The following is a 12,506-nucleotide window of genomic DNA, read 5'->3' on the forward strand; positions in this document are numbered from 1 at the left end:
TATGAAATTCGGAACCAAAGCCATCCATGCCGGTATTGAGCCGGACCCCACAACGGGTGCCATTATGACACCTATTTACCAGACGTCGACCTACGTACAGGAGTCGCCGGGAAAGCATAAAGGGTATGAATACGCCCGGACCCAGAACCCTACCCGAACGGTGCTGCAAAATAACCTCGCAGCACTCGAAAACGGTAAGCACGGTATTTGTTATTCATCTGGACTTGGCGCTACGGATGCCATTTTAAAGCTGTTCAAGCCCGGTGATGAAATTATTGCCAGCAATGATTTATACGGTGGCACCTACCGGATTATGGTACGCGTGTTTCAGGAGTTTGGGCTAAAATTCAAGTTCGTCGATTTGTCGAACCCGACTAATCTGGATGGGCTTATTACCCCCGCTACAAAGATGGTCTGGATTGAAACGCCAACAAACCCCCTGCTGCGGCTAGTGGATATTGCGGCTATTGCAGCTATTACTAAGCCACACAACATCAAACTGGTAGTCGATAATACGTTTGCCTCGCCCTATCTGCAAAACCCACTCGATTTGGGTGCTGATATTGTCATGCATTCCGTTACGAAATACCTGGGGGGACACTCGGATACGGTTATGGGAGCTATTGTCCTGAATGACGACGAAACGGCCCAGAAGCTAGCCTTTATCCAGAATGCCTGCGGGGCCGTGCCAGGTCCGCAAGATTGTTTTCTGGTCCTTCGGGGCATCAAAACGCTACATATTCGGATGCAGCGGCATTGCGAAAACGCTATGAAAGTGGCGCAGTATCTACAGCAGCACCCAAAGATAAGCCAGGTTTATTATCCCGGACTGGAATCGCACATTGGCCATGAACTAGCAAAGAAACAAATGCGGGGTTTCGGTGGTATGCTATCCTTTGAGCTCAAGGGCGATTCGATGCCCGAAGCTGTGCGTGTGATGGAAAGCTTCCATGTATTCTCCCTGGGCGAATCCCTGGGTGGTGTGGAGTCGCTTTGTACGCACCCGGCCAGTATGACCCACGCCAGTATTCCGAAAGAAGAACGCATCAAGAATGGTCTGAAAGACACTCTTATCCGGCTCAGCGTTGGTATTGAAGATGTTGAGGATCTGATTCAGGATCTGGAGCAGGCAATCGGAACCGGGATTTAGCTGATTTGTGGATTTACTGGATTTTGCTCTGCGCTTCTTCGAAGCGAATCATAAAACAAAATCCAGTAAATCCATAAATCAGCTAAATCCCGGTTCCGACAGTTAGAATCTAATCCTCACCCCCGCCAGAAAATTCCGCCCGGCTTGTGGGTAATAGGCATTATCCGCGGCCACTTTCCCTTCCGAGATGTAAGCGTAGGTGTAGCCGTTTGATTCATATAGCTCATTCAGTACGTTGTTGAAGAGCAGCGTAAAGGCGATTTCCTGCGCGAATTTTGGCTTGATACTGTAAATGAATCGGATATCATTTGTGAAATAGGAATTCAGTTTCCGGCTATCGTTGGACGTATTATCCAGATACTGCTTGCCAACATATTTCGAGAGTAAACCCAGTTCCAGTCCTTTTGCGGGTGTGAATAATAATTGAGAGCCTGAAATTACATTGGGAGAAAACGAAATATCCGTTTGGCTATATTGACGACTGTCCTGATTTCCGGTATCGAAATTATCCAGATACTCCGTGAAATTCTTTACCTTATTACGGCTAAACGTAGCGTTCACATTCCAGCGAAGTTGTTTCGCCAGTCGGGCACCCACTTCCAATTCAAGCCCGGCGCGGTAACTGGTGGGGATATTCACCCGGTTATAAGCGCCCACATCATTTATTTGCCCCGATAAGACCAACTGATTCTGGTAACTCATGTAGTAGCCATTGACCGTAAACGCCAGTTTTTCTGATTGGATTTTATAGCCAGCCTCATAATCAATCAACTGCTCAGCTTTTGGCCGACTCTCGGGCGTTGATTGAGTGTAATCGTCGCGGTTGGGTTCACGGTGGCCAACGCCTACCGATGCATAAGCTGTGCTATGGTCATTGATTGTATAGGTCAGTCCCGCTTTGGGATTAAAAAAAGTCAGGTTGGCATTCTGTTGAACGTTCTGGAGCTTACTGTTAAAGCCCAAAAACGAGTAACCAACCGTTCGTACCTGCAAGTCGAGGAAACCGTTAAGCTTGTTGCTAAACTGATAAAATGCCTTTGCATACAGATTGAAGTCTGTTTTTATGGCATTGTCATCATAATAATGATCCCCGATGTTGGTGTTCCCGGCTACGCGCGCCCAGATAATCTCGCCGAAGTGAGCGCCCTGATACTGATTCCAGCCACCGCCAATGTTGGCCGTTAGCTTCCCAAAACTGTTATAGTCGAGTGAGAAAACGCTGCCGAAGAAATCATTGTCCAGCCATTTTCGACGGATGAGGTCGGTGCTTTTGATAATCGAATCACCGATAACTACGTTAGGCAGATTATACTTGCTAAAAGGGTCATTGGGCTTAAGTTCTTCATAATATCCTTTCCCTTTTGTGTAGAATAAGGACGCATTCAGTCGCCAGTTCTTACTTAAGCCAAATGAACTAATTAGCTGATAGTTATCCTGTTGATAATTGTCCGTCTGATTATCATACGTGAATGAGTTATACGTCCGATTCGTCTTCAGAATATCTTCCGGAACACCATTCCAGGCCTGATAGGTTTGTTCCTGACCTGAAAAGACATTCAGGCGTATAAAACTCTTATCCGTATAATAACCCCCCGACAGATAAAACGATTTCAGGTTTGAAAAGGCTCGGTCAATAAATCCGTCGGAGTGTATGGTCGACAAGCGGGCATCCAAGACAAAATGATTGTTAATTAGACCAGTACCTGCTAGCACATTCGCTTTTCGTGTTCCAAATGAGCCGCCCGAGAGATTCACTTCGGCATAGGGTTTCGTTTCCAGCTTGTTCGTCTGGATATTGACAGATGCCCCAAAAGCCCCGGCACCATTGGTTGAGGTACCAATACCTCGTTGAATCTGAATACTGCTCACTGATGAAGCAAAGTCGGGCATATCTACAAAATACGTTCCCTGCGATTCAGCATCATTATAAGGAATCCCATTCAACGTTACGTTTACCCGTGTGGCATCGGACCCGCGAATACGAATGCCGGTATAACCTACGCCCGCCCCTGCATCGGAGGTTGTTACTATGGAAGGGGTAAAATTCAGCAGTTGGGGCACATCCTGACCCAGATTCAGTTTGTCTAAATCCCGGCGTGTTACATCCGTATAAGCAATAGCCGATTTCTGATTAGCACGCGTCGCACTGACCACGACTTCATCGACCGCAACTGCTGTTTTGGTCAATTTGATTGCAAGCGTCGTGTTTTCAGTCAGGTTGACTGGCTGGATATGGGGCTCGTAACCCAGCAGCGATATGCGCAGAGATAAAGTACCTGACTTAAGGTTTGTGAGCTGAAATGCGCCTGTTGCGTTTGTGAACGTTCCCTTGTAGGTGCCTTCAAGTGTAATGGCTGCGCCTGGCAGCGTACCCCCATCGGCATCTGAAACCGTGCCGGTAATAGATAATTGAGCCCAGGTGGGCAGTGTCGATAGCCACAATAGGGCCATCAGCATAAAGTAGGTCGTCGGTTTTTTCATGACGAAAAAGCGTGACGATAGGCAAGGGGCCAAACCTACCTTTGGTTAAAGATGATTGTTTGTAAACACTCACAGATTAGTTCTGTGAATTCATTTCCCTTCGCAGCATTACCCGCGCAGGTTCAATGGGTATAATCTCAGCCCGTTATATTAGGGCACCCCTTAATAAGATTAGCGAAGCAAAGTTAAGTTAATTTTACGAAATAAGGGGTAGGATATAGCGTTTCTCTACTTAAAAGAGGGTACTTATGTAGATATGAGCGAATTCGATTTAGTTGTATTGCAGGAAGATTTGGCAGACGGAAATCTGAAAGCTGGCGATGTTGGCACGATTTTAACGGTGTATAATGGAGGAAAAGCGTTTGAGGTTGAATTTGTAACGTTAACCGGCGAAGCAGTCGCTATTGAGACGTTACTGGCCCATCAAATTCGGGAAGTTCGGGCATCAGAAATTATGGCCGTGCGCGATATATCTCAATAAGTAGCACAGGATTCATAAACTTTTGAGGCTTACGCTTTTCCGCAATGGTAAATATTCCTAATTTTGCGATCCAAATTGCAAAAGCATGAGCAAAAAGAATAGCGGACTGGAGTTTCTGGAAGACCCAGACGCATTAGAAGGAAAGTTAGAGGATGTTGGCGATTACTTCCAGCAGAACAAGAATATTGTATTAGGTATTCTCGGCGGCATTGTATTGCTGGTTGCTGGGTACTTTGGCTATCGTTATTATATCAGTAGCCAGGACGAAACGGCACAAATCGAAATGTTCCCCTCGGTTTATCAACTCGAAGCCGATTCGCTGAAAAAAGCCCTGAATGGCGATGGTAAAACCCCAGGTTTGTTAGCGGTCGCTGACAATTATGGCTCTACCAAAGGCGGTAATCTGGCCGAATTCTATTCGGGTGTTGCATTGCTGAAAGAAGGCAAATATGATGACGCTATTGAGCACCTGATAAGCTTTAGTTCGTCGGATCTGCTGGTTCAGGCACGTGCTTATGCTCTTACGGGTGACGCTTACATGGAGAAGAAAAGCTTTGATGAAGCTGCTGACTACTATAGAAAGGCTGCTGACTATAAGGCGAACAAATTCTTTACGCCTGGCTACCTCATGAAGCTGGCTATTGCTTACGAGCAAGCCAAACAAAATGATAAAGCGATAGAAACGTATAGCGAAATTATTGAGAAATACGGTGAGTCCGCTGAAGCTGGTAGTGCTAAAAAGTACAAATCCGTACTGGAAGCAACCATCGGTGAGTCGTAAGCGTACTTGACTAATCAATACAGCAAAGGACAAAACCGACTCAGGTTTTGTCCTTTTTGTTTTTGTCATACTGACGAAGGAAGCATCTTCGGTAAGAGCGATTAAATATAGTGGTAGCTAAAAACTCATTTGACGAAGATGCTTCCTTCGTTAGCATGACAAAAAACACATGGCATCTGACTTAAAAAACCTAAGCGTCTTTTCAACCGACGCGCTACCCGATATCAGCCGTCGACGGTTCGCTATTCTGGTTTCAGAGTGGAATACGGAAGTTACAGAAGCGCTTTTCGAAGGTGCTTACCAGGTCTTGCTTCAGCATGGCGCAAAATCCGAAAATATCATTCGGGGTAATGTGCCGGGGAGCTATGAGCTAAGTCTGGGAGCTCAGTGGTTTGCTCAGCGCGATGACATTGATGCCGTGATTGCACTCGGTTGTGTCATTCAGGGAGAAACCAAACACAATGACTACATTAACCACGCTGTAGCACAGGGCTTAACAAACGTTAGTCTCAAAACCGATAAGCCCGTCATATTTGGCGTCCTGACACCTAACGATCAGCAGCAGGCGCTTGACCGAGCGGGTGGTAAGCACGGTAACAAAGGCGACGAAGCGGCTATTACAGCCATTAAAATGCTCGGATTACAACAACAAGTTTATAGTAAATTCTAATTCAGAATGAGTGAATGATAGAATGAGTGAATAACGTAATACAAACTATTTGCTCATTCTATCATTCGCCCATTTACTAATTCACTCATTGAAAATGTACGTCTGGAAATTTGGCGGTACGTCTGTCGGGAAGCCCGAGCGTATGCGGTCGATTCGCAACTTGATTACCGAAGATAACACGCGCAAGATTGTTGTCTTGTCAGCTTTGTCTGGCTCAACGAATAACCTGCTGGCCATTGGCGAATCGCTTAAAGCGAACAATGATGCCGAGGCTAATGCTAAAATTGATACGCTTAAAGCGCATTACGACAGCTTTATCGACGAGTTGTACAGAACGACCGATGGCAAAGCGGCCGGACAAAAAATTATAGATAACGAATTTTCCTTTATCCGGTCTCTAACGGGTATCAAGCCATTCACGCTGAAGCAGGAGAAAGAGTTAGTGGCTGAAGGCGAATTACTCAGCACACAAATTTTTCAGGCCTATCTGGATGAGGAAGGTGTAACATCCACTTTACTACCTGCGCTGGAATTCATGCGGATTGATGCCGATAACGAGCCGGAAATCCATTATACCGAGCAAAAGTTAGCCGAGATATTGCCTCAGCATGCCGATAAACAAATTATTGTTACACAAGGCTTTATCTGCCGAAACCCGCGTGGAGAAGTCGATAATCTCAAACGAGGAGGCTCGGATTACACCGCTTCGCTGATTGGTGGTGCCATACGCGCGGAAGAAATCCAGATTTGGACCGATATCGACGGGATGCATAATAATGACCCGCGTATCGTGAAAAATACATTCCCGGTTCGCGAACTAACGTTCGATGAAGCGGCTGAACTGGCCTACTTCGGGGCGAAAATTCTGCATCCGTCCACTATTACGCCTGCGCGTATGTTCGGCGTACCGGTACGCTTAAAAAACACAATGGACCCCAGCGCCCCTGGTACGCTCATTGCCGACAAAACCAGTGATCAGGTGTTTAAAGCGATTGCGGCTAAGGATGGCATTACCGCTTTGTATATACACTCAACCCGTATGCTAAATGCCTATGGTTTTCTGCGCCGGATTTTCGAGATATTCGAGAAATACAAAACGCCGGTCGACATGATAACTACATCCGAAGTGTCGGTGTCGGTCACAATCGATAACACAGAGCGTATTCAGGAAATTACGGATGAACTTAATACATTCTGCACGCTGGAAGAACCCGATTATGATCAGACGATTATTTGCATTGTAGGGAATTTTAGTGCTGATAATGAGGGTGTTGCAGTTCGAGTATTCAATGCCATGAAGAACATTCCAATCCGGATGGTTTCCTACGGAGGTACGGAAAGTAACCTGTCGTTACTCGTTCATGGCCGCTACAAAGCAGAGGCTTTGAATGCCTTGAATGATGGGTTGTTTTCTAAAGCATAGTCTGCTAATTACTATTGACTCACTATCGGTCTTTTAGAAAGAGGGCTGAACCTCAATTACACTAATGCTTCAACTCAATTATATCCGCGAAAACAAAGACATCACCTTAGCAGGTCTGCGCAAACGAAATTTTGCCGACGCCGAGACTGTTATTGAGCAAGTGCTTACACTCGATCAGAAACGACGGGATACGCAGCGCGATCTTGATGATGTTTTGGCCCAATCCAATGCGAAGGCTGGCCAAATTGGGGCCTTAATGAAGGCCGGTGATAAAGTTGCTGCCGAAGCTGCTAAGGCTGAAACGGCGGTTCTGAAAGCACGCTCTAAAGATCTTGCCGATACGCTTCGCCAGATTGAAGCCGATCTGCAAGCGGTTTTAGTGACGATTCCCAATATACCTCATAGTAGCGTTCCCGCAGGGCGTACTGCCGATGATAATGAAGTGGTATTGGAGCATGGAGAAAAGCCAGCACTTCACGAAAAGGCGCAGCCGCATTGGGAGCTTATTAAAAAGTATGACATTATTGACTTTGAACTTGGAGTCAAAATTGCAGGAGCTGGTTTTCCGGTTTACAAAGGAAAGGGTGCCAGGATTCAGCGGGCGATGATTAACTTCTTCCTCGATGAAGCCCTAAAAGCCGGATACGTAGAAGTACAGCCGCCTATTCTAGTTAATGAAGATTCGGGTTTCGGTACCGGCCAGTTGCCAGATAAGGAAGGGCAAATGTATTTTGCCACGGAGGATAAATTATACCTGATCCCAACGGCCGAAGTACCGATCACCAATATTTACCGAGATGTGATTCTGCCCGAAAATCAGTTGCCGGTTAAAAACGTGGGTTATACGCCCTGTTTCCGTCGTGAAGCGGGTTCGTGGGGAGCGCACGTTCGTGGATTGAACCGGTTGCATCAGTTTGACAAGGTCGAAATTGTTCGGATTGAGAAACCAGAAAATTCATACGCAGCTCTGGAAGAAATGAGCCAGCATGTGCAGGGATTATTGCAGAAACTAGAACTGCCTTACCGTGTTCTGCGGCTTTGTGGGGGCGATATGGGCTTCACCTCGGCGCTTACGTATGACATGGAGGTCTGGTCGGCGGCTCAACAGCGTTGGCTGGAGGTTAGCTCAGTATCTAATTTCGAAACCTACCAGGCTAATCGACTCAAACTTCGCTCGAAACTTGAGGGTAAGATGCAACTGATGCATACGCTGAATGGCTCGGCCTTAGCCTTGCCACGTATTCTGGCGTCAATTCTCGAGAATAATCAAACGCCAGAAGGTATTCGAATGCCAAAGGTGCTGGTGCCGTATTGTGGGTTTGAGATGATTGATTAGATCGTAAACGTGTGGCAGAACCCAGTTCTAACTTTACCTCGTTATTTGATGAGCGAGGAAATTTAAAACCTTATCAGGTCATCGAAATGACTATGGTAAAATTTGAAGAGGTATTTAGTAATGGATTTCCTGGCCCATTGACTCGGCAGGAGTTATTAAAAAGTTTCAGGACTCTCTGTAAGTCAATACATCAACAAGTCAATAACGAATTTACAATCTGGGTCGATGGGAGTTTTGCAACACAAAAACTAGACCCAAACGACATTGATTGTGTATTCTTTATTGGAAGCACTGATTACCAAATTCATGAAAAAGCGTTACGGCAATTAGTAAATCGGGAATATTGCCGGGAACGGGGATTAGATTGTTACTTTGTTCGGGTATATCCATCAGAGCATCCAAATTATCTGATAGAGACTGACGCCGATAGGAAAGAGTGGTTATCTTTGTTTAGCAGAACTCGCGTTCATCGAAATGGCAAACGATATCCTAAAGGCATTGTTCAATTATCTTTTTAGTTATGGAGGAGCTACCAGACATCTCTCAGGAAGATTATATAAAATTAGCCATTAATGATTTACTGGGTCTTATTGATAGAGCTAATGCTTCTATTAAACGACATCAGCAGTTAACGCCGTCTAACGAATTAGCCATCGAAGGCTTTATCCGTAGTCGGGAGCAGTATGTGGAACAACTCAATCAATTAATGGCCACGTTTGATCTTAGCGTTAATCCCCATGTTCAGGCTGCCTAGCAATCACATGAATAGTTGCCATAGCCAGGATATTTCGGGGATAGTTTGCCTGAAATACTCACAACTCGATCAAGCGGTATTGTCTCGCCAGTAGCTAACTCAAGCCACTCTGCCCCATTTTCCACAACAAGTTGCTTGATCATCACGTCAGCTTTGATAAACTCACTAATGTCGGCCAGGTATTCAAGCCGCACGAATTTGCCAGGAACAATAGCCGCACGAAAGTCAGTATCGGAGGCAATAAAATCAGATTTAACTAGGTTCGTTTCCATATCCTAATAACAATACCAAAATGCGAAACGTGCCCCGTATTGTAGTAAGGGCACGTTTCGCGAAATTAAACCTGTAGTATAAGAATCTTAATACCCTGCTGTTTCCAGTTGCTTCTGTAGCTCACGCAGAATCGTTTCTTTCATCGCGATTTTACGCTTCTGGGTATTGATTTTATTCAGAATCTGCTTGTCTTCGTCATTGTTCGGATCGAGACCGTCGGCATCCTGTAACGCAAACTGAAGATCGTTTTTCTCGCGTTTTACAAGATATTCCATCTCCCGGATTTTCGTCCGAATCTGTTCTGACTGGCTTTTGAGTTCAAAGGCTGGGTATTTCCGCGTTAGCACACGGCCTAGATAACTCAGTTCAAAAATTTTGTCGCAGGCAGCCCGGAAGCGTTCATTAACAACTTTGTCCTGTAGTTTAAACGGCACCCGGATTTCTTTCCAGCTGTTCAGCAATACTTTGGCTCGTTCGGCAGCCGCGAAGATGTCGGATTGTTTAGACAGCTTTTCTGCTTCATCGGCCATTTTCATTTGAGCCTCTATGCGGGGGTCAATCTTTGGAACCAGAACAATGCCTTTCGCGTCGTTGTACTTCGCGTAGAACATGGTTGTGGCTTTCTTAAACTGCTTGTACAGTTTACCACTTTTCTTGATCGGAACCTCGCCAACCGCCTTCCAGGCATTATTGAGCCGCCGGACTTCCTGGAACGCAGCATCCAGATCGCCCAAGCGATTAGCCCGGAAAGCCAGCCGGATAAGCTCGTCGTATTTATCCAGGCGTTCCTGAATAACCTTGTTCTGTTCGTTGAAGAACTCACGTCGACGCTGAAAGAACCCATCCAGAAGCTCCTGGAACCGACCCTCCACTTCTTCCTCAACCGACTTGTCTACAGGGCCGGTTTTAATCCACTTGGTCTTGATTTCCTGTAACTCATCGGCCGTTGTTCGCCAGTCAGTACTGTCAACAATGGCTTCAGCTTCGGCAATCAAGGCCCGCTTAATGTCATGATTTTTCCGTTGGTTGACCGTAATCAAATCGGCCAGCAACTTCTCTTGTTCGTCCAGCCGATCGAGCAGCGGGGGGAAATCCCCTAATGCATCGAAGCCGAGCAGTTTCTTGCGGAGTTGAACCAGTTTCGTCAGGTACGAACCTTTGTTCTGAGCTTCGTCGATGTCTTTTTCTAACTGACTGACTTTGTTCTCAGCAATGATGAAGCGGTTTTTAAAATAATCGAGCGCTTCCTGCTCGGTGCGTTTGACTTCGCCGATCTGGCGGTCTTCGTAATTCAGGTAGCCTTTCAAAAATACCTTTCCGTCTTTGACGTAACCGTATTCATCTACCAGTGAAGCGTTTTCCATTACTGTGCTTGGTTAAGGCTGCGCTGTGGGTTAAATTTGAGGATTATTGCCAACACAAATCTATCAGAAATTAATGAGTCAGGAAACCATAATTTTCTCTATGGCAGGCGTGAGTAAAAATATTCCGCCTAACCGACAAATCCTAAAGAACATCTACCTTTCCTTTTTTTATGGTGCAAAAATCGGCGTTCTGGGGCTGAATGGTTCCGGTAAGTCGACCTTATTGCGCATCATTGCAGGAATAGACAAAAATTATACCGGAGAAGTTGTTTTCTCCCCTGGCTACTCAGTTGGGATGCTTGAACAGGAACCAAAATTTGAGGCTGGCAAAACAGTACGAGAAGTTGTAGAAGAAGGTGTACAGGAAGTAGTGAGCCTTTTGAAAGAATTTGACGAAATCAATGAAGCCTTTGGCGATCCTGATGCCGACTTCGATAAACTTATTAACCGGCAAGGTGAGGTTCAGGAGAAACTTGACCATTACAACGCCTGGGAGCTTGATCAGAAACTGGAACGAGCAATGGATGCCCTGCGCTGCCCTCCATCTGATGCGCTGATTGATAATCTATCCGGAGGAGAAAAACGTCGGGTAGCGTTGTGTCGTTTGCTACTCCAGCAACCTGATGTATTATTGCTTGATGAGCCTACTAACCACCTTGATGCAGAATCTGTATTATGGTTAGAAGAGCACCTTCGCCAGTATACGGGCACGGTTATCGCCGTAACCCACGATCGCTATTTTCTGGATAATGTAGCCGGCTGGATTCTTGAACTTGATCGGGGCGAAGGTATTCCCTGGAAAGGCAATTATTCTTCCTGGTTAGAGCAGAAACAAAACCGGTTGGCCAAAGAGGAAAAAACAGAATCGAAACGTCAGAAAACGTTGCAACGCGAGTTGGAATGGGTGAAAATGGCCCCTAAAGCTCGTCAGGCCAAATCAAAAGCTCGTTTAGGGGCCTACGAACGACTCTTGAATGAAGACGCCAAACAGCGCGATGAAAAACTCGAAATTTCCATTCCTGCCGGGCCGCGTTTAGGCGCTAAAGTCATTGAAGCTGAGGATGTTTCTAAAGCTTTTGGCGATCGACTTCTGTTCGAACATTTAGAGTTCCGGTTACCGCAGGGTGGTATTGTAGGAATTATTGGTCCCAACGGAGCTGGGAAAACGACGCTCTTTAAACTCATTACAGGTCGGGATAAACCCAATTCAGGTACGTTTGATGTTGGCGAAACGGTAAAAGTGGCTTATGTTGATCAGGAACACGACGGTCTTGACCCCAATAAAACGGTCTATGAAACGATTTCGGGGGGCAACGATTGGATTATAATGGGCGGAAAGCAGTCCAATGCGCGGGCCTATGTAAGTCGGTTTAACTTTGGTGGAGCCGATCAGGAGAAGAAAATTGGAACTCTATCAGGTGGGGAGCGCAACCGGGTCCATCTAGCCATGACCCTTAAGGAAGGCGCGAATCTGTTGCTCCTGGATGAGCCTACCAATGATCTTGATATCAACACATTGCGAGCGCTGGAAGAAGGTCTGGAAAACTTCGCGGGTTGTGCAGTTGTCATCAGCCACGATCGCTGGTTCTTAGATCGCATTGCAACCCATATTCTAGCCTTTGAAGGCGATTCGCAGGTGTATTGGTTTGAGGGTAATTTTTCGGAATACGAAGAGAACCGCCGTAAACACTTAGGATCGGAGGCAACGCCCACTCGGATAAGGTATAAGAAACTGGGGTAAATTAAAAGGGACTGATTTTAAAATCAGTCCCTTTTAATTTAGAAAAGTAGAA

12 protein-coding genes are annotated in these 12,506 nt (G+C 45.9%); 9 read left to right on the forward strand and 3 right to left on the reverse strand.

Annotation, left to right across the window (positions count from 1 at the left end; genetic code table 11):
- Position 1 precedes the first annotated feature (1 nt).
- The gene (locus ACYVGO_RS02075) at positions 2–1,150 is read left to right on the forward strand and encodes a cystathionine gamma-synthase (RefSeq protein WP_460967198.1); all 1,149 of its coding nucleotides are present in this window, start codon (positions 2–4) and stop codon (positions 1,148–1,150) included.
- 102 nt (positions 1,151–1,252) lie between these two features.
- Here ACYVGO_RS02075 and ACYVGO_RS02080 read toward each other — a convergent pair whose 3' ends face one another.
- The gene (locus ACYVGO_RS02080; protein ID WP_460967200.1) at positions 1,253–3,631 is read right to left on the reverse strand and encodes a TonB-dependent receptor; all 2,379 of its coding nucleotides are present in this window, start codon (positions 3,629–3,631) and stop codon (positions 1,253–1,255) included.
- A gap of 256 nt (positions 3,632–3,887) precedes the next feature.
- On the opposite strand from ACYVGO_RS02080, the gene ACYVGO_RS02085 reads away from it, so the two are divergent.
- The 7 genes from ACYVGO_RS02085 to ACYVGO_RS02115 all read left to right on the forward strand — a co-directional run bounded on the left by ACYVGO_RS02085 (position 3,888) and on the right by ACYVGO_RS02115 (position 9,076).
- Positions 3,888–4,112, forward strand: coding sequence for a DUF4926 domain-containing protein (locus ACYVGO_RS02085; protein ID WP_142770191.1), 225 nt, complete (start codon positions 3,888–3,890; stop codon positions 4,110–4,112).
- An 85-nt stretch (positions 4,113–4,197) separates the two neighbouring features.
- Positions 4,198–4,893, forward strand: a complete 696-nt coding sequence (locus tag ACYVGO_RS02090; RefSeq protein WP_460967202.1) for a tetratricopeptide repeat protein — start codon at positions 4,198–4,200, stop codon at positions 4,891–4,893.
- 169 nt (positions 4,894–5,062) lie between these two features.
- Positions 5,063–5,563, forward strand: a complete 501-nt coding sequence (gene ribH / locus ACYVGO_RS02095; protein ID WP_142770193.1) for a 6,7-dimethyl-8-ribityllumazine synthase — start codon at positions 5,063–5,065, stop codon at positions 5,561–5,563.
- A gap of 94 nt (positions 5,564–5,657) precedes the next feature.
- Positions 5,658–6,986, forward strand: coding sequence for an aspartate kinase (locus ACYVGO_RS02100; RefSeq protein ID WP_460967205.1), 1,329 nt, complete (start codon positions 5,658–5,660; stop codon positions 6,984–6,986).
- Positions 6,987–7,050: 64 nt separating this feature from the next.
- Positions 7,051–8,322 carry a serine--tRNA ligase gene (gene serS / locus ACYVGO_RS02105; RefSeq protein WP_460967207.1) on the forward strand — a complete coding sequence of 424 codons (1,272 nt, stop codon included), beginning with the start codon at positions 7,051–7,053 and terminating at the stop codon, positions 8,320–8,322.
- Between the two features lie 11 nt (positions 8,323–8,333).
- Positions 8,334–8,840: a DUF6932 family protein gene (locus ACYVGO_RS02110; RefSeq protein WP_460967209.1), complete on the forward strand. Its 507-nt coding sequence runs from the start codon at positions 8,334–8,336 to the stop codon at positions 8,838–8,840.
- 2 nt (positions 8,841–8,842) lie between these two features.
- Complete coding sequence (locus ACYVGO_RS02115; protein ID WP_460967211.1) at positions 8,843–9,076, forward strand: hypothetical protein; 234 nt, start codon at positions 8,843–8,845, stop codon at positions 9,074–9,076.
- Here ACYVGO_RS02115 and ACYVGO_RS02120 read toward each other — a convergent pair.
- Both ACYVGO_RS02120 and ACYVGO_RS02125 read right to left on the reverse strand, forming a co-directional pair.
- The gene (locus ACYVGO_RS02120) at positions 9,073–9,348 is read right to left on the reverse strand and encodes a hypothetical protein (RefSeq protein ID WP_460967213.1); all 276 of its coding nucleotides are present in this window, start codon (positions 9,346–9,348) and stop codon (positions 9,073–9,075) included. The genes ACYVGO_RS02115 and ACYVGO_RS02120 overlap by 4 nt on opposite strands.
- A gap of 87 nt (positions 9,349–9,435) precedes the next feature.
- Complete coding sequence (locus ACYVGO_RS02125) at positions 9,436–10,713, reverse strand: DUF349 domain-containing protein (RefSeq protein WP_142770197.1); 1,278 nt, start codon at positions 10,711–10,713, stop codon at positions 9,436–9,438.
- Between the two features lie 73 nt (positions 10,714–10,786).
- Between ACYVGO_RS02125 and ettA the strand changes: the two genes are divergently transcribed.
- Positions 10,787–12,454 carry an energy-dependent translational throttle protein EttA gene (gene ettA, locus ACYVGO_RS02130; protein ID WP_460967783.1) on the forward strand — a complete coding sequence of 556 codons (1,668 nt, stop codon included), beginning with the start codon at positions 10,787–10,789 and terminating at the stop codon, positions 12,452–12,454.
- Positions 12,455–12,506 lie beyond the last annotated feature (52 nt).

Source organism: Spirosoma migulaei (assembly GCF_054776855.1).

Coding starts and splice junctions, on each gene's coding strand:
- ACYVGO_RS02075 (WP_460967198.1), top strand. CDS start 2: ATGAAATTCGGAACCAAAGCCATCCATGCCGGTATTGAGCCGGACCCC.
- ACYVGO_RS02080 (WP_460967200.1), bottom strand. CDS start 3,631: ATGAAAAAACCGACGACCTACTTTATGCTGATGGCCCTATTGTGGCTA.
- ACYVGO_RS02085 (WP_142770191.1), top strand. CDS start 3,888: ATGAGCGAATTCGATTTAGTTGTATTGCAGGAAGATTTGGCAGACGGA.
- ACYVGO_RS02090 (WP_460967202.1), top strand. CDS start 4,198: ATGAGCAAAAAGAATAGCGGACTGGAGTTTCTGGAAGACCCAGACGCA.
- ribH (WP_142770193.1), top strand. CDS start 5,063: ATGGCATCTGACTTAAAAAACCTAAGCGTCTTTTCAACCGACGCGCTA.
- ACYVGO_RS02100 (WP_460967205.1), top strand. CDS start 5,658: ATGTACGTCTGGAAATTTGGCGGTACGTCTGTCGGGAAGCCCGAGCGT.
- serS (WP_460967207.1), top strand. CDS start 7,051: ATGCTTCAACTCAATTATATCCGCGAAAACAAAGACATCACCTTAGCA.
- ACYVGO_RS02115 (WP_460967211.1), top strand. CDS start 8,843: ATGGAGGAGCTACCAGACATCTCTCAGGAAGATTATATAAAATTAGCC.
- ACYVGO_RS02120 (WP_460967213.1), bottom strand. CDS start 9,348: ATGGAAACGAACCTAGTTAAATCTGATTTTATTGCCTCCGATACTGAC.
- ACYVGO_RS02125 (WP_142770197.1), bottom strand. CDS start 10,713: ATGGAAAACGCTTCACTGGTAGATGAATACGGTTACGTCAAAGACGGA.
- ettA (WP_460967783.1), top strand. CDS start 10,787: ATGAGTCAGGAAACCATAATTTTCTCTATGGCAGGCGTGAGTAAAAAT.